The following is a 21,214-nucleotide window of genomic DNA, read 5'->3' on the forward strand; positions in this document are numbered from 1 at the left end:
CCAAGTTTATTGTTCTAAAGGGAAAAGCGTTCTTATGTCAGAAAGATTTTCAATCTTCGCCTGATCCATCGCAGAAAGCAATTCTCTTTTGAGTTTGGCTAAGAGCGGTGTCCCCTCATAAATGAAGGCGCTGTAAACCTGCACAAGATCTGCCCCAAGCTGGAGGCGGTTAAGAATGTCAGCGCCAGTTTCGATACCGCCGCTGGAAACGAGAAGTAACCGCCCTTTATTGAGTTTGGCGACCAGTTTCAAAACTTCCAGAGAGCGTTTCTGAAGCGGAGCACCGGAAAGCCCCCCTTCTTCATTCATATGCTTAGACTGTAAATTAAAGGCACGAGATTTGGTTGTATTGGTTAAAATCAGGCCAGTTGCGCCAAGCCTTACGCAAAGTTCCAGCAAAGGTGAAAAGGCCTCGTCTTTGAGGTCGGGTGCAAGCTTAATAAAAACAGGTAATTTTTTCGTATTAACCTGATTGATTTCAGTCAAAAGTTTTTCGAGAAAGACAACATTTTGTAAATCTCTCAGACCCGGCGTGTTGGGGGAGGAGAGATTGATGGCAATATAGCTGGCATAAGGGGAGAAACGCTCTACAAGGGCAGGATAGTCGTTCAGGGGGTCTGCATCAAGTTTGTTGATGCCAATATTAATACCTAAAGGAAAGCCGAAAGGTGTTTTTGGAGAGGCCGCCTGTTTTTTCCGACAAGGTAAGGCTTTTTGAAGATTCTTTTCAAAAATAATTTCGCCGGGACTGTTAAAACCCATACGATTGATGACGGCACGATCTTCATTTAAACGGAAAAGGCGGGGGCGTGGATTACCCGGCTGCTGGCGTGGCGTCACTGTTCCGGCTTCGACAAAACCGAAACCAAGACAGTTGAGGCCGTGGATTGCTTTGGCATTTTTATCGAATCCGGCCGCCATACCGATCGGATTTGAAAAAGTCATTCCCATGAGATTGACGTTCAGACGAGGGCTATCTTCTTTGCGGGGAAGGTATTTCCAAATTTTCTGCCCCATCATATCAATCGCAATATGATGGGCGGTTTCAGGATCAAAAAGATGGAAAAATCGGGTCGATAAGGTCGAAAGTTTCGAAGAGAGCAGGAAAGAGATAAGATTACGCAAACGGAATATAGAAAAAACAGACATGAGCGAACCCTATCCAAAAAGACGTTAAGAGAATAAATGATATGATAAATCGAAAGCGCTCTATCACTTAAAGAGCGAGGTGATTTTAAAGGAAAAGTCTAATCTTTTAAATAGAAGAATAAAGGGCTTCTTAGAAGACGGCGCTCAGGGAGAGAAACACTGCGAGAACGGAAAATAAATTTACCCCCGATTGATTTGGGAAAAGGGGTTCTTATAAAAGACCCTGTTGTTTTAGCGCCGATGGCAGGGGTGACGGATTTGCCTTTTCGGGAGCTTTCCAGAGAACTTGGCGCTGGTTATCTTATTTCGGAAATGATTGCCTCAAAGGCAATGATTTATGAAAATGAGGCAACTTTAAATATGGCCCGTCCAGCATCAGGGGCAGGGGTGAATGCCGTTCAGCTCGCAGGGTGTGAGCCGGAACCTTTGGCGCAGGCCGCAAAAATGGCAGAGGCGGGGGGCGCAAATGTCATTGATATTAATTTTGGCTGCCCTGTGAAAAAAGTTGCTGTTGGACAGATGGCAGGCTCTGCCTTAATGAAAGATGAAAAATGTGCCGCCCAGCTTTTGGAGGCGGTTGTTAAGGCCGTCTCCGTCCCGGTAACGCTTAAAATGCGTATGGGGTGGGATCACGCCAATCTCAATGCGCCTGAACTGGCCAAAATCGCTCAGGATATCGGCATTAAAATGGTGACCATTCACGGCCGTACCCGCCAGATGCTTTATCGGGGAAAAGCGGATTGGGCTTTTGTCTCCAAAGTTAAGGAAAAAATAGATATTCCTGTTTTGGTCAATGGCGATATTAAAACGCTGGAAGATGCTTTTGAAGCGCTTCGCCAGTCCAATGCAGATGGTATTATGGTGGGGCGTGGATGTTACGGCAAGCCGTGGTATCCGGCCTTGCTTGCAGCGCAACTCCGGGGGGAGAGCTACGTTGTACCAACGCTGAAAGACGAGTTGGCAATCGTTTTAAAACATTATGCGAAAGCTTTGGAATGTTTTGGCGAGCGTTCGGGCGTGCGTCTTTGCCGTAAACATGCAAGCTGGTATTCCGCAGGCCTTCCGGGATCGGCTGGTTTTCGGGCACAAGTGAATCGTTTGGAAACAGCCGATGAGGTTTTAAAATTAATCTCGGAATTTTACGGTAATTTAATAGATCAAAATTACCTCCGCTCAGAGGGTGAGATCATTTCTGAAACCCAAGAGAACATGGAATGACACCTTTTCTAACGCCCTTACTTGCAGGATTGCGGCGTTTATTGATTAAGGTCACGACTCCAAAATCAACCGTGACCTTGCTGATTCTGGCTGTCTTTTTAGCTATTGTGACCTTTGTCGCGTTGGCAGGAGGGATGTCCCTTTCACGCTATCCCCAAGCGGAAGCCTTGCTGTTTCTTTTCGACTGCATCATGCTTTCCTTATTGACCCTGCTTTTAGCACGTCATGTTGGACGTGTTGTGCTTCAAAAGCGTTTAGGGCATGCCGGTGCGCGCCTGCATATTAAACTGATGCTTTTGTTTGGCGTTGTGGCCTCATTGCCAACCCTTGTCTTGGGCGTTCTGGCGGCGCTTTTTTTCCATTTTGGCGTAGAAATTTGGTTTTCAACACGTGTGACAAATGCCTTGACGGAGGCGCAATCGGTTGCTGCGGGATATTTGCGGGAACATAATGAAAATGCACGCTCGGATGCGTTTGGCATTGCGAATGCACTTTTAACGGTTGAAAATGACACTTTTTTCATTCCGGGAGCCGATTTTTTTCATGATAGCTCGAAATTACAGGAATTTTTGGAGGAGGAAGTCGCCGCAAGAGGCTTAAATAACGCCATCCTCTTTGATCCGCTGACAAAAAATATTTTAGCCACCGCAGGGCTTTTTTTGCGAAACCCACATTCTACGTTAGAAACGGTTTCCCTGCCTTCAAAATCCATGATTGCCTTGGCCAATGAGGGCGGTGTTGTGGTTCAGGATAAATCCAATCTGCAACAAGTGGATGCGCTGGTGAAAGTTGGGCGGAGCGGCCTGATGCTTTTTGTCACACGTCCTGTCTCACATGAAATTTCTGCCCATGTGCAGCACATGGTTGAGATTATCCGTAATTACCGACATCTTTTGTCCAATAGAGCAGAAAGTCAGGTTGCCTTTGTCAGTATTTTTGCCTTGCTGGGATTTTTGGTCTTGGCGATTGGGATGCTGATCGGGCTTTCACTGGCGACAGGCATTGTCAGGCCGCTTGGACTGCTCATTAGAGCCTCGCAGCGTGTCTCTTTGGGCGATTTGGCCGCACGTGTGCCGATCAAAAGGGGCGATGCGAGCCGGGGCGATGAGGTGACAATCCTTTCCCGTGCATTTAACCGTATGACAGACCAGCTCGCCACACAGCGGCATGAGCTGATAAAAGCCTATAATACGCTCAATGAGCGCACCCGCTTTACAGAGGCTGTTCTTTCCGGTGTTTCCGCCGGTGTGATCGGGCTGGATAAAAATCAGTCGATAGAGCTGTTTAACCGCATGGCAGAGGAAATTTTAGGGCGAAATCTCGAATTGTTTAAAGAGCGCAATCTTTTGGAATGCCTGCCAGAATTCAAAGATCTTTTGGAAGAGGCGCAAAAACATCCAGATTCTCCCCATACATCAGAAATTCAAATTGATGCGGAGCAAATTTCAGCCCTTGGCGGCCCCGGCGCCGGCGCTGGAACAGGTGCTGGGCGAACCTTATTTGTCAGGATCGTGGCCGAGGGAGAGAAAAAAGTCGCCACCAAAGGGGGGTATGAAGGTTATGTCGTTACATTTGATGATATTACCGACCTTCAGGCGGCACAGCGTAAGGCCGCATGGTCAGATGTGGCACGCCGGGTGGCGCATGAAATTAAAAATCCGCTTACCCCTATTCAGTTGGCGGCGGAAAGGTTGCGGCGGCGTTTTTTAAAAGAAATCACCTCCTCTCCGGAAACGTATCAAGAGCTGGTGGACACGATTATCCGCCAAGTCGGCGATATTGGTAAAATGGTGGATGCGTTTTCTGCCTTTGCCCGCATGCCAGATCCGGTTTTAGAACCGTATAATTTAGTCACTTTGTGCCAAGAGGCGCTGGTTTTGCAAAGGCCGGCGCATACCGATATCCGTTACAAGGCAAAAGGATTGCAAGAGCAGGAAATGTGGGTTCTTTGCGATCGGCGTTTAATTGCACAGGCATTAACCAATCTTTTACAAAATGCGGCTGATGCGATTGAAATGCGGGAAAAAGCAGCAAAGAGTCAGTTTTTGGAAGCCGATCATGACGAAAAATCGCTAAAAAATTCTTCGGATGAAAAAAAATATTTGACCTGCGAAGAAAAATTTATTGGAAAAATCACACTCTCCCTTTGGCAAGAGGACGGATATGCGGTAATTGGAGTAGAGGATGATGGTATAGGTCTTCCTGCAAAGGACAAAACACATTTGCTGGAGCCGTATGTGACCTTTAAGCCTAAAGGAACAGGCTTAGGATTGGCCATTGTAAAACGTATTATTGATGTTCATCGTGGGAAGTTGGATTTGACAGACGTCAAAACAGGTTTAAGAGTAAATGAACAGGGGATAAGTGAGGGGAAGCCGTCAGGTGCCTTGGTAAGCTTATCCATTCCTTTAGTAGAAGGTATGTTCAGCTTCTATAAAAAACATCGAACATAAGGAAGATATGCAAGGGGTAGCATGAGCGCTGAAATTCTGATTGTTGATGATGAGCCAGATATTCGTTTTTTATTAAAAGGCGTGCTTGAAGATGAGGGCTATCAGGCCTCGGTTTCTGCCGGCTCAACAGAGGCGCTTGCTTTTTTTCGCAAACGTCGTCCTGCTTTAATCATTTTAGATATTTGGTTGGAACATTCCGAGCTGGACGGTTTGCAGCTGCTGAAAATTTTTGCAGAGGAAGCGCCCGAAGTCCCTGTCGTCATGATTTCAGGTCATGGTTCCATTGAGACTGCTGTTGCGAGTTTAAGGGACGGCGCTTACGATTTTATTGAAAAACCATTCCAAACAGAACATCTTTTATCCATTGTCCGCCGTGGCTTAGAGGCCTCTCGCTTACAGCGAGAAAATGCAGAATTGCGCAGACGCACAGGGGCAGATGAGGAAATAGAAGGGACAAGTGCAACCATTGTCGGGGTTAGAGGGCAGATTGACCGTGTCGCCCCAACCAATTCCAGAGTTCTCATCACCGGGCCGGCAGGTGTTGGTAAAAATTTAGCCGCACGCATGATTCATAAAAGATCTGCCCGTGCGGAAAGACCTTTTGTGGTTTTAAATTGTGCGATGCTTTCTCCAGACCGTTTGGAGGAGGAACTTTTCGGGTGTGAACGTGGAAAGAATGAACCCCCCAGACGTGGTGCCTTTGAGCGGGCGCATGGGGGCACATTGGTGCTGGATGAAGTCATTGATATGCCGCTGGAGACACAGGGGAAAATCGTTCGGATGCTTCAAGTGCAAACTTTTCAGCGGGTAGATGGCGTCCAAAATATCAAAGTGGATGTGCGTGTTCTCTCAACGGCAAGCGGCGATTTGCAAACAGCGATTGCGGAAAAACGCTTTCGGGAAGATTTATTCTATCGCCTTGCGGTTGTGCCGCTTGAAATTCCACCATTGAAAGAACGCCGGGAAGATATTCCTGCCTTAATCCGTATTTTCTTAAAAAAAGCCTCAGAGGTGACAGGTCTTGAAATCCGGGAGCTTTCTGTGGATGCGCTGGCGGCTTTGCAGACTTATGACTGGCCGGGAAATGTGCGTGAGTTGCGGAATTTGATGGAGCGGCTTTTGATTTTAGCGCCGCATGAGGGGGAGGATAACGCCCCTGTTCGGGCAAGTATGCTTCCTGATTTTGTCAATAAAGGCGCACCGCATCTTGCCAATGCCGCAGGGCCGGATGGCGATGTGATGGCATTGACATTGCGGGAGGCAAGAGATGTTTTCGAAACGCAATATCTGCAAATTCAATTAATGCGCTTTGGCGGCAATATCAGTCGAACTGCAAGTTTTGTTCAAATGGAACGTAGTGCATTGCACCGGAAACTGAAACAGCTTGGCGTGACCTATGAGGGGCGAGGACGTTCACAGTCCCGTGCCTCTAAAAAAATGATAACGTCACAACAACATACGGAAGATGAGGAAGAATAATAAGATGCAGGATCAGACTTGCCTTCAAGACGATTTTCTTCATCATCTTTCGCAGGAAAATTTACCCGTTACCCTGTTTTTAATTAACGGGGTAAAATTACAAGGTCACATCACCGCTTTTGATAAGGAAACGGTTCTTTTGAGGCGAGAGGGGCATGTTCAACTCGTTTATAAACATGCGCTGAGTACGGTGATGCCCGTAGCGGCTTTGTTGGATTTTCCTTAAAATTCCTTTTCTTTGTGTGACGAGGGGGTAACTTTTTCAGAGATCATCCCTATATTGAGCGTATTGATAATTATAAACGCTCTATAGGAAACGCATTTGGAAAATCAGACCGACTCAGCCCTTTTAGAAGAAGAAAAAGATCCTCAAAATGTTCTCGTGATTTTGCCTTGGGGACATGGCCCTGTTGCCTCGTCACGGGCACAGGCTCGCTTAGAAGAAGCGGCAGGATTAGCCGAAGCCATTAACTTAAATATTGTTTGGAAAGGCATTTTTCCATTGCGTGCGCCTAGGCCGGCAACGCTTATGGGAAAAGGGCAGGTCGAGGAACTTAGAGAAATTACCCATGCCAGCGGTGCTGGCCTTGTCGTGGTGGATCATGCTTTAACGCCAATCCAGCAACGTAATTTGGAAAAAGCGTTAAATGTTAAAGTCATCGACCGAACAGGTCTGATTTTAGATATTTTCGGCGCACGTGCCGCCACCAAAGAAGGTGTGCTACAGGTTGAATTGGCCCATTTGGAATATCAACGCTCCCGCCTTGTCCGCCTTTGGACACATTTGGAACGTCAGCGTGGCGGATTTGGTTTCTTAGGCGGCCCCGGAGAAACGCAGATGGAAGCTGATCGCCGGATGATTGGCACCCGAATTATCAAAATTAAAAAAGAATTAGAACAAGTGCGCCGAACACGTGGCCTGCACCGTCAGTCGAGGGAAAGGGTGCCTTTTCCTGTTGTGGCACTGGTCGGCTATACCAATGCCGGGAAATCGACCTTGTTTAACCGTTTAACCGGGGCGGATGTTAAGGCGAAAGACCAACTTTTTGCGACTTTGGACCCCTCGATGCGTGCGCTGGAATTGCCGTCCGGCCGAAAAGTGATTTTATCGGATACGGTGGGTTTTATTAGCGACTTGCCGACTGAATTGGTTGAGGCCTTTCGGGCAACCTTGGAAGAGGTGGCTTTTGCCGATGTGATTTTGCATGTCAGAGATGTTTCTGCACCTGATACGCAGGCACAGAAAAAAGACGTGATCGGTGTTCTGGAAAAATTAGAGGAAGATGAATTTTTAGATAAAAATTGGCCACATCGTCTGATTGAGGTCAAAAATAAATGCGACCTTTTACCTGAAAGTGAAAATCAGGAAGAGAAAGAAACCCTTGAGGAAGATGAGCGGATTTCAGCCCTGACGGGTCAGGGATGTGATCGTCTTTTGGCAAAATTAGATGCGGTTTTAACCGCAGATTTTGTCGAGGAAAAATTTATCCTAAAACCCGAAGAGGGCGCAAAATGGGCATGGCTTAATGAAAATGGCGAAATTTTGGAAAAAGAAATGTCTGATGAGGGGATTTCAACCTTGTTCGTGAAATTGAGTCCGCCGCTTTTAGAAAAATTCCATTCTAAATTTGGGAAATAAGCGTTTTTAATAAATGGTGTAGGCGGTAAGACCTGTGAGGGTAAAATCTCTGCTTTAAAAAATTTGCGATTCCGACATTTTGTCGGCATTATTGCTTTATAGAATTTTCAAAAGGAGAAGAAAATGCAGATTACCCCTAATGATTTAGAGACTGCTCGTAAGGCGGCTGGATTTTCCTCGCAGGCGGCGGCCGCACGGTGGCTTGGAATCAGTTCAAGAACCTATGAACGCTGGCTGGCACAAAGTAAAAATATTCCTAAAACGGCTTATCTTGCACTCTCTTTGAAAGTTGAAAATGACAAAATCAAACTGAAAAATCTCTTGTGATACCGTCAAATTGACGGTATCATGAAGAGGTTGACCGGCAATAACGCCGGCAACGAATAAAGGAGTTTCCTATGAAAAATTGGAAACGTTTCCTTCCTTGTTTTGATAGGGCGGTTGCGATTATTTCTTTAATGGCTTCCATCATTTCCCTTTTAATGCACTGAAGGAAAGGGGAGGAGACTAAACGCTCCTCCTTGCCTGTTTGAAAGGAGTTTTTATGAATAGATTTCTTCCGCTGATTTATATGCTGACGGCGATTTTTGGAACCGTTAATGCCGTACTTGCAAAAGGATCATTGGGTTTTTATCTTTGGTCTCTTGTTGTTATCTGTCAGGTCATCCTGATGGGGAGGGCGTGTTTTAAAAGAGATAAAAAGGGATCCTTTTAACCGCAGATTTTGTCGAGGAAAAATTTGTCCTAAAACCCGAAGAGGGCGCAAAATGGGCATGGCTTAATGAAAATGGCGAAATTTTGGAAAAAGAAATGTCTGATGAGGGGATTTCAACCTTGTTCGTGAAATTGAGTCCGCCGCTTTTAGAAAAATTCCATTCTAAATTTGGGAAATAAGCGTTTTAAAAAGAGGATCATATCGGTCCTCTTTTTTTAGAAAAGGGCGCTTCCAGCCTGAAGAACAGAAAATTATATGTAAAATTTGCAAAACGTAAAAAGAAGGCATATGTTGGGCAATATTTTTATATTGAGTTCGGCCTCATAACGCTGAAAAGCCCTTGGACGATCTCCCATTTTTTATATTTAAACCGGCCTTTGGTCTTTTGGAGCAGGGCGCTTTATTGCGATGAAGTGCATGAGAGGAATATAGCGTGTCGGATGGAAAAAAAGATCATTTGTCCGGGAAACCGAATCTTTCAGCGTTAAATGATGAGAATCATGTCGCTGCTATTTCGAATGGGGCGAGCGTTACATCTTTTGATGCGTTAGAGGCTAAAAGCCATATCCCTTTTGGTGTATTTGCTGCCGGCACATATAATATTCCAAGTGACACAACGATCTCTGTTAACGGTGAGAGCGGGACAAATGCTCCCTGGGGAGGCGGTTCTTATGCAACTATCGTTTCTCAGCAAGGTAGCAGTCAGGATATTACAATTGCCGGCGGTGTTGTTACTTCTGCAGGGGGGTGGCCGCTCTATCCAACCAATTATTACTCCGGCTCTGCGACGGTTATTGTCGGTGCTGGTGATGAGATTAATGGGGTAATCGTTTCCAGCGGTGCGGATATTGTGGCGATAACCGGTGGGATTGTTGATAATGCAACGGTCTATGGTGGTGGGACTGCCCAAGCGCTTCAGAATGGGGTTATTGATGGTGCGACGGGACTGACAGGGGGAACAATTATCGCCGGGAGTGCCGGAACGGTAATGGCGGGGGATTCCCTTCATAATGTTTCTAATGCGACAGCGACCGCCGGCGGAACAATTATTGCCTCAAATGGCGGAACTGTTGCCAATGTCGTTGCGTCAGGGAGTTGGTTTGGCGGCCTTCTCGGAGTTGACGCAGGGCCTGTCGGTGCAACGATTAATATTGGTTCCGGCGGCGTTGCCAGTGGTGCGACAGCGGCCGCTTACGGAACTTTGGCAGTTGGGGAGCACGGCTCTGTTGTTTCAGGATTAATTTCTGGTATTGCGTCAGAACAGCTCGGTGCCCTTGGCGTTGGAGTTGTTTATTCTGCCGGAACGGCGGCAATCGGAAATGTTGCTGATGGGGGAACTTTTAACGGAACAGTTGCGGCGGCAGGGACATTGAATGTTAATGCGGGCGGTTCCGTTTCAGGACTTGTTGTTTCCGGTTCGGCTGCGGGATTGAATGTTTTAGGCATTGGAAAAATTGCCTCGGGTGCGAGTGCCGTTGTGAATGTCGCATCGGGTGCGCATATTAACAGTGCGACCGTTGATACGTGGGGAACGATAACGGTTGATGCCGGTGCAAATGCGACAAATTTGAGTGCTTCCGGCGGTTCTGATGGTTTTTTAGGTGTTTCGAGGGCCGTGATCGACGTTCAGGGGGCGGCGACCAGTGCAATAGCCAATGCCTATGCGACTGTTTTTGCAGATGGCGGTAAGGTAAGTAACGGAACGGTTTTATCCGGCGGTGTGATGGATGCCGAACAGGGCGGCACCGAAGGGGCAACGGTCTATTCAGGCGGAACTTTGGCCGTTAATAAGGGGGCAGTGATTTCAAACGCCACGCTTTACGGCGGGGCAACGCTTTACGATCCGGGCAATAAGGGCTGGTTCGGCAATGCAGGGGAGGGCAGCGGGGTTGTTAATGGGGCAACCTATGATTCCATTACTTTTCTGGGTAGTCAGGTTCTCGGTATTTCGAATGGCTCGATGTCTCATGCCACTGTGCTGGATGGGGCCGGAATTGGCGCCGTAAGTTCCGGCGCTTATATCAGCAGCGGTTATGTGGCCGGCGGTGCGGATGGTCCTGCCTCGATGGATGCGCTGAACGGCGGAACAATTTTTGGGGGAACAGCGGGTTCCGGGGGTATTATCGCTGTTGGCGGTATTAGAAGCACGGTAAATCTTCCTTGGAATGGCGGTGGCGGTCAGTCTTTGCTTGATGGCGGTCAAATTCAGAAGGGCGGCCTTGGGGTGGTCGGCGGAAATAAAGACCTTACCGTGACGAAACATGGCACAAAAATCACGCTCGACGGTTCTGGCATTTTCTCCAATCTCTTGGTGGATGCCGGTGGTATTGCCGATGTGAATAGTCAGGGCACCTATTTGGGCGGCAGTGTTGGCGGCTATGCGCTGGTTGAAAGCGGCGGTACGATTTCAGGCGTGCTTTTTAGCGGTGCCGCAGATGGTGGAATAGATGGCGCTAACGGCTATGTGGATGTAGGCGGGATTGTCTCTAGCAATGTGGTGATGTCCGGGGCTCTCTTGAGTATTGCCGGCGGGCTGGCTTCGAATAATACGGTTATGGCTGGCGGTACAGTTGAGATTGGGGAAGGTTATTCCCGTTATGTTACGCAGGGAGCAAATGGTTCATTAGCTGTGTCATCCGGTGGAGATCTAGCGGGTGGCACTTCTATTTCCGGTGTTGTCAGCAGTGGCGGAAAGCAGATTGTTGATAATGGCGGCAGGGATTCGGATGCGACCGTGATGCAGGGGGGCACAATGATTGTCAAAGCCGGCGGTGCAGCTTATGGCGCAACGATTGGCGCCGGCCAGGATAAATGGGTTGGGGGGAACTCGGTACAAGATACAGATGGCGAGGATGGCGGCATTATTACAGATGGCGGATCTTGGTACGGCGGATCACTGGCAAATGGTGTCGGGACGGGATCGACCGTTGACCAGATGGGCGGTTTAATTCGTGTGGAAAGAGGCGCAATCGTTGATAATCTTCATATGGGGGATTTCGGCCAGATTGAAGTGATGGGCGTGAAATATGGCGCCGGGGAGAGTGTTACCTATGCAAATAACACCATCACACTTATGTCGAATGGTCAGGCTATTTGGAGCGGCACTCTGGATGGCAGCAGCTATAATCCAAGCTCTTTCCAAGTCTGGGATGATGGCGGTACAGCGGTTATTGTTTACGATCAGTGCTTCTTACGTGGGACGTTGATTTCCACCCCAAGGGGTGAGATTGAAATTCAGCATTTGAAAGCAGGCGATACCGTCTGGGCATTGGTTGACGGCAAAGAAATTGAACGGAAAATCACAGCAACCCGATCAAAAAGAAATCAGATAAACAGAAATTTACCGATTGATCTTGCCGGCTGGTCTGTCTGTATTAAAGCAGGTGCATTCGGAGAGGGGTTGCCTAAACGTGATTTGCGTGTCACGCCGGAACATAGCTTTGTTTTTCATAATCGTTTAGTGCCGGTTCGTATGCTGATTAATGGCAGAACGATTTATTATGATACGTCGTTAGCGCATTTTGAATTTTTTCACATTGAGACCGAGCCGCATTCGATTATTCGTGCAGAAGGTGTTTTGACGGAAAGCTGGCTCAATACGGAAGAGCGGCGTGAGGCTGTCAATCTTTCCAATGGGATTACCCGTTTGGAGCGCATGCCACCCCGCACTTGGGAAAAAGATGCGGCGGCACCTTTGGAGGTTTCTGCGAATTTTGTGCAGCCAATTTGGCAAAAATTTGCAGAATATGCCGCACTTCAGCAGGTTCCTTTTTACGCACCGGAGGAAAAAAGATTTTCAAGAGAGATGGCACTCCGTCTGCGTTTAGAAAATGGGCAGGAAATCGCACCGCTGAATAAGCGTGGCAATCAATATTTCTTCCAGCTTCCGACCGGTTTTAAGGGAGGATATCTTGTTTCGAAGAAATTCCGTCCCTCTGAATCCGTAGGCCCTTGGATGGATGATCGCCGCCAGCTTGGCGTTCTGGTCGGTAAAATGACGGTGGCATTCGGACAGGAATTCCGCCCTGTAACGACGCATCATCATGCGGCGAATATGCAGGGATGGGATGTTGTGGAAAGTAGCCCTTGCCGTTGGACAAAAGGGTTGGCAGAGCTACCATCCTTGGGTTCGGAAGAGGAGTTAAAATTCGGTGCGTCTCTTATTGTTGAAATTCTTGCCGGCGGTCCTTATCCGGAGAATCAAATCATGGCAGCCACAGAATCTGAGATTTCTACTTTTGAAGGCGAGAGATCTTTAGCCTAAAACAGCCTTATGAAAGCGAAAAAAGACAGCATGCAGGATTTTATAAAATCCTGCATGAATGTTTCTGATGCAAAAGGATTTTTGAGGAGGCTTGCTTCTCATAGGCTTAGATGCCATAACTCAGAGTCATTGCGCCCTCTTATATTTTTTGCCTATGAACGCCAATGCTTAACATGTTGGCGATTTCCTCTCCCTGTCAGCGACTTGGATAGAGTGAGATGTTTAGATATATAGAGGTAATATTCTATTTATTTAATGTGTTAGTGAATGATGTCTTCCTCTCATCCCTCTTCTAAAGAGCTTTCCAATAGTTCCGATTTGCAAAAAAATGCCGCTGCAATTGTGGGGGGCGGGCATATTCAGAGCTTTGCAGAACTTAAAGCTAGAGAAAAAAATATCAATTTAGATCAAGGCGGCGGAAGTACAAGCATTAGCGAGGGTACGGTCATTACGAACGGGCCGGCACAAGACATTAATGCAACAAATTCAGACATTACAGATGGCTCTCTTGTCGCATGGGGAAGCAATCCTACGGACAGAGGCCATGGCTGGGGAACCTATACCAATATTTATGGCGGCTTGGTCGGCTATCTTCAAAATGTTAATCAGCAAGGCACAAGTCACGACATAAAGCTTTCAGGTGCGTCCCATTTTTTAGGAAATACGGATTTTATTGCCGTCAATGTCGGAAAAGGCGATCTCATTAGCGGCGCCACCGTCAGCAATTTTGCCGCAATCAATGTTGATGATGGCGGTATTGTTGAGGATGTGATTGTTTCCGGTTCCTCCGCCTTTTTAGATGTCAGTAGTGGCGGTGTTTCGGATGATGTGACCGTTGATTCAGGCGGTGTCGTCAATGTCTCTTCAGGCGGTCTTGTAGACGGGGTCACCGTTAATTACAGCGGCTTGATGAATATTTCTAATGGTGGTGTGGTTGAGGGAGCTACGCTTTATTCCGGCGGTAATGTCAATATTGCTGCGGGCGCTACCGTTGATGGTGCGCAGGTTTATAGTGGTGCGTCACTCAATGAAAATAATGCGAATATTGCCAACGCAACAGCGATTAGCGGCGGTTCTATTTATGTTGCAGGATCAAACGGCATCGTTTCGAACTTGACGGCAACGGGAAATCTCAGCGGTACTGGCAGTAATGCTTCTGCCATTTACGGTGCCATTTCCGTTGGGAATGGCGGAACGGCCTCTCATGTCGTCATTAACAATGATGGTTACGGTGCGGTTTATAAGGGTGTTGCAACAAAGGACGGTTTTAATAATGGGCCGGCAGGAGTTGTTCAGGGGGGAACGGTTTCGGGATATGCGTCTTTGGATGCGCTGAATGGCGGTACAATTCTTGGCGGAACCGCGATGAGCGGCGGATTGCTTGCTGCTGCTGGCATTAGCGGTGCCGGCGGCGGAGCGCAGGGATATATTTCAGCGGCGCATGTCATGTCGGGCGGATATGGTTTGGCTGGCGGCGGTGCTGGTCTTACAGTGACTAAAAATGGCTCAAAATATACATTGGGCGGTTCTGGTTTTATTTCAGATGCGACGGTGGATGCCGGCGGTATTTTAGATGTGAATACAAACGGCACCGTGATTGGCGGAAATGTTTACGGTACTGCTTTGATTGAAAATGGCGGCCTGATAAGCGGCGTTCTCTTTTCCGGTGCACCGGTTGGAAATGCCAATATTCTGCCAGGGGGTGCCCCAGACAATGCAAATGCCTATATTAATTCTAATGCTGTTTTCAGCGGTAATACTGTCGAAGGCGAGGCGACCATTTTTGTGGCTGGAACGGCTGTCGGCAATGATATCAGGGATCGAGGCGTTATCATTATCGGAGAGGGAAATTCGCATTATTTCAACTCTGGCGCAAAGGGGAACGGCACTTATTATTCCGGTGATTTGACAAAAGGGACAGCAACGAATGATGTGATTTCCGGTGGCGGCACACAGATTGTGAGTTCGGGCGGCGTGGATTCAAAGGCAACGGCGCTTGCCGGGGGAACCATTCGTGTGGATGCCGGCGGCACGGATAAAGGTGCTGTGATTGCCCAAGGCGGAACTTTAATTGTGAATGCTGGCGGTTATGTCAGCGGTGCAACCATTGGTGCAGATCAGGATACGTGGGCGAATGGTGTTTTGGATGATCCGACTTCGGATGGTGCGATCGTTTCAGATGGCGGAACTTTTGCTGACGGCTCGCTGGCTGATGGCGCAGGGAGTGGAGAATCACCTTCGAAAATGGGTGGTTTGATCCGTGTGGAGCCGGGCGCAACGGTCACAGGCTTGCATATGGGAAATTATGGCCAGATCGAAGTGTTGGGCGTGCAATATGGCGCTGGCGAAAGTGTTGTTTACAGCGATCATCATTTGACACTCATGTCAAATGGCGAGTCTGTGTGGGGCGCAACTTTATCTGGAAATTATAATTCCGGCGCTTTCCAGATTTGGGATGATAATGGTACGCCGGTTATCGTTTATGATACGTGCTTTTTGCGTGGAACGCATATTTCCACACCGCAAGGAGAGGTCGAAGTCCAAGATCTTCGGAAAGGGGATAGGATTTGGGCGATTGTCGGTGGGAAAAAAACGGCACGTCCGATCACGGCACTTCGATACGCAAAAAGCCAGATTAACAAAGCCCTTCCTGTGGATTTAGCCGGCTGGTCTGTCTGTATTGAGGCAGGTGCTTTTGGCGAGAATTTGCCAGAGAGAACTTTGTGGGTGACACCCGAACATTGTTTCTTTTTTAACGGCAATCTTGTTCCGATCCGGATGCTCGTGAATGACAGGAATATCTATTATGACACTTCCCGTGAGCATTTTGAATATTTCCACATTGAGACCGAGCCACATTCAATTATTCTGGCCGAGGGTGTCCTGACAGAAAGCTGGCTCAATACAGAGGAGCGGCGAGAGGCTGTTAATCTTTCCAACGGGATTACCCGCCTAGAACGTATCCCCTCACGGACATGGGAAAAAGATGCTGCTGCGCCTCTAAATATTTCAGCGGATTTTGTCGGTGGCCTTTGGCAGAAAATTAAGGAGAGGGCGGTTGCGTCAGATCTGCCGCTTCGGACATCAGAGAAGAAACTCTTCAGCCAAGATTGCGATCTGCAACTCCTTTTATCTGATGGCACCCTGATGAAACCGCTTAAACGCCGGAAGAATCAGTATTTTTTCCAAATTCCGGGAGAAAAAAGGGCTGTTGCGCTGGTCTCTAAAAAATTCCGTCCTTCCGAATCCATTGGTTCTTGGGTGGATGACCGTCGCCAGCTTGGTGTTCTGGTTGGAAAAATGACCGTTGCCATTGGGGATCGTTTCCATTTGATTAAAGCGCATCATCAAGCGGCCAATCTGAAAGGCTGGGATATTGTTGAAAACAGCCCTTGCCGCTGGACAAAAGGGGAGGCAGAACTTCCCTCTTTAGGTTCAGAAGAGGCGCTGAAATTCGGTGCGTCCTTGATTGTTGAAATTCTCGCTGGCGGTCCATATCCCGAACAGAACAATCCTGAAATCTATGATCATGATCTTTCAAAAGAGGCTTGAGAAAGGATTAAGTGGAAAGTTTCATCCTTCCTGTTTACAGAAGGAATTTATAAAATCTTTCTCTCCTGATAAACTTTCTAAAAGAGAGAAACATAAATCCGGAGGGGTGAGCTTTTTAAATGCCTGATCAATTCTTAGCCTGTAATGCAGCTTTATATCCGACAAGAATAGCCCTTGAATCGCAGGGGCGTGCTTTCAGTTTCGGGGCACTTGAAGTTGCGGTTCAAAAGCTTGCCGGTGTTTTAGGGCCTTTGAAAAAACAGGCGCCAAGATTGGTTGCGATTGATTTTGAAGATTCTCTCTATCATTGGATCGTTTTTTTAGCGTTGGCACGTCTATCCCTGCCTTGCTGCACTTTACCGCCGGAAGCCGAAGGCATTACGGAAGAATCTTTATCGGCTTTAGCCCCTGATTTTATTATTACGGAAAGGCGCAAAAAGCAGGAAACACAGGCACATGAATATCTTGTGTTGGGTGCCGAATGGTTCAAAAAAGTATTTCAGGCACAAACACCCACATCTTTTGATGAGAATATCTCTACAGATTTTGATATTTCAGAGGATCGCCCATTTTATGTCGGTCTTGCCGGGGCCTCTGTTGGTGGTAATCAGCCTGTTATTTTAAATCGCCGCAAAGTGCGGGAGGTAATGTCTCGCCTTTTATGGATGGATTCTGTTTTGATCGAGGGGGGCGCACGTCCTATTTTTGTCTCGACCGTGCATCCTTCTTCCTTGACGGGTTTTCTATCACTTTGTTCTGCCTTTTCCAGTGGATTGCAGGTCCGTTTCCATGATCCGGCGAACCCGGCGCAAGCTTTTGTCGGTGCGGGGCCATTTGTGGCGATTTTAACGCCGGCGCATGTGGCGATCGTTTTGGAAAGTTTAGAGCCGCTTTCCTCCCCCCATCCCAATATTACGCTTATTTTAGGGGGCGGACGGGCGAGTGATCGTCTGTTGGAGCGTTGTTATGCGCATTTCACTCCCAATGTTCGCCTTGTTTATGCAACCGATGAAACAGGGCCGATTGCGATGATTACCGGAAATAAACGGATTGCACCGGAGCATGTCGGGCCTATTTTGCCGTGGGCGCAGGTCAAAGCTGTAGGCGAAAATGGCGAGATTTTGCCAGCCGGTCAAACAGGGGAAATCTGGCTGAAAGTTACCGATGGGATTTTATCCTATCAGGCACTGAATGGCAGAAAAGATTCCTATTCGGGCGCAAATGCAAGATATTTCCAAAACGGATGGTTTTTGAGCGGAGACAGAGGAAAAATTATCCTTCAAAATGGCATTAAGACTTTATGGATTGAGGGGCGTGCAGATGATCTGGTCACGTTGGGCGGCGGTAAATTTGATTTGGCAAAAATTGATCTTGTGTTAAGCGAAGACCCCAATGTTCAGGAAGCCGGAAGCTTTATTTATACGGATGGGGATGGTCGGGAGAGATTATCTTGTGCCGTTGTGGCAAAGGAGGGCTGTGAATTAGATTTTAAATCTTTAAGTATGCTTTTCCATGGACTCTATCCCGGCCTGCCACCTTTGCCAATTTTTAGAATTAAGCGCCTGCCACGTGATTCTTTTGGGATGGTGGAACGGCATTTGCTGATTAAAAATGCAAAAGGACGCATCCCCCAAAATCTAGGCGGTGAGGCTTAGTTTTCAGAGGCTGGATAAAAATTCAAAAAATTATTAAGATGGTTGTCCGTGAATTTATGAATAAAAAAGATCTGGTATTTCTGCCGGTAAGTAAAATGTAGGTTATTTATGGCGCATCATCCCCGGGCACCTCATAGTGCAGTTTCTTCCCGTGACGTGAAGAATACACAGAATCCCTCCTCTGTTGTGTCGAATGGTGCGCAGGTTCAAAGCTTTTCGGATCTCGCCAGAAGACCCATTCAGGCAGATAATGCAGGACCAATTGTGACGGATTTTGCCACGATTCAAGTTGTTGGTGGCGGTGGTGTTATTAATGTTGATGGAACAAATTTCGGAGACCCGAGTAAACGAGGCGGCAGGGGGGCGACAGGCGCAGGTACCGCATATAATGATGATGATACGCCCTCTACTGTTTTTTATGGTCCAACAGAACATCGTGATGATGGCGCTGGAAACTCAGATTGGATTTCCTTCAGTGGTCAGGCAGCGTTTATTTATGGCAGTGGTGCCAGTCTTTCAGAGGGGATGGCCATTGCCGGAACAGATGGTAAGGGGAGCCTTGTCGGGGCCTCATTGGATGTTTTCGGTGGGGCAACAGCCTATAACCTCACAGCCGGAAATGGCGGATTTCTAGATGCCGGCGGTGCGGCTGTGCGTGGGCATGATTATACGCATGGTAATTCCTTAATTCAGAATGCGCATGTTCTTTCCGGCGGTTTTGGACTGGCCGGTGGGAATAAAGGGCTTGTCATTGTCAAAAACGGCACCAGTGGTGTTGCGAGCGGAACAGGTACTTTGGCAAATGTGCTCGTGGATGCCGGCGGTATGGTGGATGCCAACCAGAATGGTTTGATTTCAGGCGGAAAAATTCTTGGCTATGGCTTGGTGGAAAGCGGCGGCACGTTAAAGGATATTTTGTTTAACGGGGGAACGGATAATGGTTATGGCGGATTAAACGGCTATGTCGATGTTGGCGGTACTTTTTCAGGCAATACGCTTGCAAATGGTGCGCTGGTTTCTGTTGCCGGCGGTACTGCAATGGGCAACACGGTTCAGGCTGGCGGCACCCTTGAGGTCGGGGCCAATTATGCGCATCACGTGGCGCAAGGGGCAGATGGCGGGCAAGTTGTCATTACGGGAAGTACACCGGATGAGTTTGGCTCAGGAACCTCAAAAGATACGATTGTCAGCAACGGCGGTAAGATTGTTGTTGATTCCGGCGGTCTTGATTCAGATGCACAGGTGAAAGCCGGCGGTATTATCTCTGTGAATGATACAGGCTCTGATTTCGGGGCGATTATCTCTCATGGCGGAACAATCCTTGTGAATGGTGATGGCTATGCTTCAGGGGCGGAAATCGCTGGCGCAATGACGAATATTGGCGGAACGACCAGTGATACCGTTATTGAAAATGGTGGTAAAGCTATCATTGGCGAAAGTGGGATTGATTCCGGCGCAACGGTTTCAAAGGGTGCTCACATACAGGTGGATAAGGATGGGGAATCCGATAATGCGACCGTGATGCAGGGCGGCACAATGATTGTTAAAGCCGGCGGTTATGCCAGCGGCGCAACGATTGGTGCCGGAATGGATAAATGGGATGGGGGGAATCAGCTGAAGGATAATGAGGGAAAGGATGGCGGCATCATTTCAAAAGGCGGAACTTTTTCTGACGGTTGGCTAGATGATGGGAAGGGAACCGGATCAACTGTTACGGAGATGGGCGGTTTGCTACGTGTCGAAAAAGGGGCAACGGTGCGTGGCCTTCATATGGGAAATTTCGGTCAAATTGAAGTGATGGGTGTGCATTACAGTGCAGGGGAAAGTGTCACCTATGCGGATGGTAAAATCACGCTCATGTCGAACAATCATTCGGTTTGGGGGGCTACTCTGGATGGCAGCAGCTACAATCCAAGCTCTTTTCAAGTCTGGGATGATGGCGGTACAGCGGTTATTGTTTACGATCAGTGCTTCTTGCGTGGGACGTTGATTTCCACCCCAAGGGGTGAGACTGAAATTCAGGATTTGAAAGCAGGCGATACCGTCTGGGCATTGGTTGACGGCAAAGAAATAGAACGGAAAATTACGGCAACCCGATCAAAAAGAAGCAAGATAAATCGGGAGCTTCCAGTCGATCTTGCCGGTTGGTCTGTCTGTATTAAAGCAGGCGCATTCGGTGATAATTTGCCTTTGAGGGATTTAAGGGTGACTTCAGAACATTGTTTTTATTTTGAAGGACGCTTTATTCCTATTCGGATGCTTGTGAACGGTTTTAGTATTTATTACGATACTTCACTGGCGCATTTTGAATTTTTCCACATTGAGACCGAGCCGCATTCGATTATCCGTGCAGAAGGTGTTTTGACGGAAAGCTGGCTCAATACGGAAGAGCGGCGTGAGGCGGTTAATCTTTCCAACGGAATTACCCGTTTGGAACGGATCCCTTCACGAAGGTGGGAAAAAGATGCGGCGGCACCTTTGGACGTTTCGCATGCTTTTGCCGAAAATCTTTGGAATGATTTTAAGCAAAGGGCTTTGTCTCTGGGGATCGTGGCGCAAAAGAATTATTTGCCGAAATTTAAGAAAGATCCAGATCTTTGCCTTCGACTGGAGGATGGGATGCTTTTAAAGGCGAAGAACCGTCGGGGAAACCAGTATTTTTTCCAGATTCCGGCAGGGAAAAGGGCCATTACACTGGTCTCAAAGAAATTCCGTCCTTCGGAATCTGTCGGGCCTTGGATGGATGACCGTCGTCAGCTAGGGGTTCTGGTTGGTAAGATGACGGTAGCGATTGGGCAACATTTTCATGCGATTGAAACGCATTACCATGCAGCAAATATGCAAGGATGGGATGTTGTGGAAAGCAGTCCTTGCCGCTGGACAAAAGGGGAGGCCGCGTTGCCTGACTTGGGTAGGGATAAGGAACTTATTTTTGGCGCTTCCCTGATTGTCGAAATCCTCGCCGGCGGCCCTTATCCTGAGCAGGAAAAGCCAAAGGCCTATCCTTATAAGATGGAAAAAGAGGCGTAAAAAATCCTCTTTTGTTTATGAATGTCATTTTTATTTTAGAAAAAAGCCATCATGCGCCTT

At 47.8% G+C, this 21,214-nt stretch carries 11 protein-coding genes; 10 read left to right on the forward strand and 1 reads right to left on the reverse strand.

Annotation, left to right across the window (positions count from 1 at the left end):
- Positions 1-6 precede the first annotated feature (6 nt).
- Positions 7-1,149, reverse strand: coding sequence for a quinone-dependent dihydroorotate dehydrogenase (locus FAI41_07275; GenBank protein QCE33394.1), 1,143 nt, complete (start codon positions 1,147-1,149; stop codon positions 7-9).
- A 240-nt stretch (positions 1,150-1,389) separates the two neighbouring features.
- Between FAI41_07275 and dusB the strand changes: the two genes are divergently transcribed.
- The 10 genes from dusB (at position 1,390) to FAI41_07325 (ending at position 21,154) form a co-directional block, all read left to right on the forward strand.
- Positions 1,390-2,367 (forward strand): tRNA dihydrouridine synthase DusB, encoded by a 978-nt coding sequence (gene dusB / locus FAI41_07280; protein ID QCE33824.1) that lies wholly within the window; start codon positions 1,390-1,392, stop codon positions 2,365-2,367.
- Complete coding sequence (locus tag FAI41_07285; protein ID QCE33395.1) at positions 2,364-4,820, forward strand: HAMP domain-containing protein; 2,457 nt, start codon at positions 2,364-2,366, stop codon at positions 4,818-4,820. The genes dusB and FAI41_07285 overlap by 4 nt, the downstream gene beginning before the upstream one ends.
- A 21-nt stretch (positions 4,821-4,841) precedes the next feature.
- Positions 4,842-6,299 (forward strand): sigma-54-dependent Fis family transcriptional regulator, encoded by a 1,458-nt coding sequence (locus FAI41_07290; GenBank protein QCE33396.1) that lies wholly within the window; start codon positions 4,842-4,844, stop codon positions 6,297-6,299.
- Between the two features lie 4 nt (positions 6,300-6,303).
- Positions 6,304-6,525, forward strand: a complete 222-nt coding sequence (hfq, locus tag FAI41_07295; protein ID QCE33397.1) for an RNA chaperone Hfq — start codon at positions 6,304-6,306, stop codon at positions 6,523-6,525.
- A 96-nt stretch (positions 6,526-6,621) separates the two neighbouring features.
- On the forward strand, positions 6,622-7,938 hold the full coding sequence (gene hflX / locus FAI41_07300) for a GTPase HflX (GenBank protein QCE33398.1): 1,317 nt from the start codon (positions 6,622-6,624) through the stop codon (positions 7,936-7,938).
- A 123-nt stretch (positions 7,939-8,061) separates the two neighbouring features.
- Positions 8,062-8,265 (forward strand): helix-turn-helix domain-containing protein, encoded by a 204-nt coding sequence (locus FAI41_07305; protein QCE33399.1) that lies wholly within the window; start codon positions 8,062-8,064, stop codon positions 8,263-8,265.
- Between the two features lie 821 nt (positions 8,266-9,086).
- The gene (locus FAI41_07310; protein QCE33400.1) at positions 9,087-12,917 is read left to right on the forward strand and encodes a hypothetical protein; all 3,831 of its coding nucleotides are present in this window, start codon (positions 9,087-9,089) and stop codon (positions 12,915-12,917) included.
- Between the two features lie 267 nt (positions 12,918-13,184).
- Entirely contained in the window at positions 13,185-16,469 is a 3,285-nt protein-coding gene (locus FAI41_07315; protein QCE33401.1) for a hypothetical protein, read from the forward strand.
- Between the two features lie 119 nt (positions 16,470-16,588).
- Complete coding sequence (locus FAI41_07320) at positions 16,589-18,124, forward strand: acyl--CoA ligase (protein QCE33402.1); 1,536 nt, start codon at positions 16,589-16,591, stop codon at positions 18,122-18,124.
- A 108-nt stretch (positions 18,125-18,232) separates the two neighbouring features.
- Complete coding sequence (locus tag FAI41_07325) at positions 18,233-21,154, forward strand: hypothetical protein (GenBank protein QCE33403.1); 2,922 nt, start codon at positions 18,233-18,235, stop codon at positions 21,152-21,154.
- Positions 21,155-21,214: the final 60 nt, after the last annotated feature.

The sequence above is a fragment of the Acetobacteraceae bacterium genome, from assembly GCA_004843165.1.
In the GTDB taxonomy this organism is placed as follows: Bacteria; Pseudomonadota; Alphaproteobacteria; order Acetobacterales; family Acetobacteraceae.

Coding starts and splice junctions, on each gene's coding strand:
- FAI41_07275 (QCE33394.1), bottom strand. CDS start 1,149: ATGTCTGTTTTTTCTATATTCCGTTTGCGTAATCTTATCTCTTTCCTG.
- dusB (QCE33824.1), top strand. CDS start 1,390: ATGGCAGGGGTGACGGATTTGCCTTTTCGGGAGCTTTCCAGAGAACTT.
- FAI41_07285 (QCE33395.1), top strand. CDS start 2,364: ATGACACCTTTTCTAACGCCCTTACTTGCAGGATTGCGGCGTTTATTG.
- FAI41_07290 (QCE33396.1), top strand. CDS start 4,842: ATGAGCGCTGAAATTCTGATTGTTGATGATGAGCCAGATATTCGTTTT.
- hfq (QCE33397.1), top strand. CDS start 6,304: ATGCAGGATCAGACTTGCCTTCAAGACGATTTTCTTCATCATCTTTCG.
- FAI41_07305 (QCE33399.1), top strand. CDS start 8,062: ATGCAGATTACCCCTAATGATTTAGAGACTGCTCGTAAGGCGGCTGGA.
- FAI41_07315 (QCE33401.1), top strand. CDS start 13,185: ATGATGTCTTCCTCTCATCCCTCTTCTAAAGAGCTTTCCAATAGTTCC.
- FAI41_07320 (QCE33402.1), top strand. CDS start 16,589: ATGCCTGATCAATTCTTAGCCTGTAATGCAGCTTTATATCCGACAAGA.
- FAI41_07325 (QCE33403.1), top strand. CDS start 18,233: ATGGCGCATCATCCCCGGGCACCTCATAGTGCAGTTTCTTCCCGTGAC.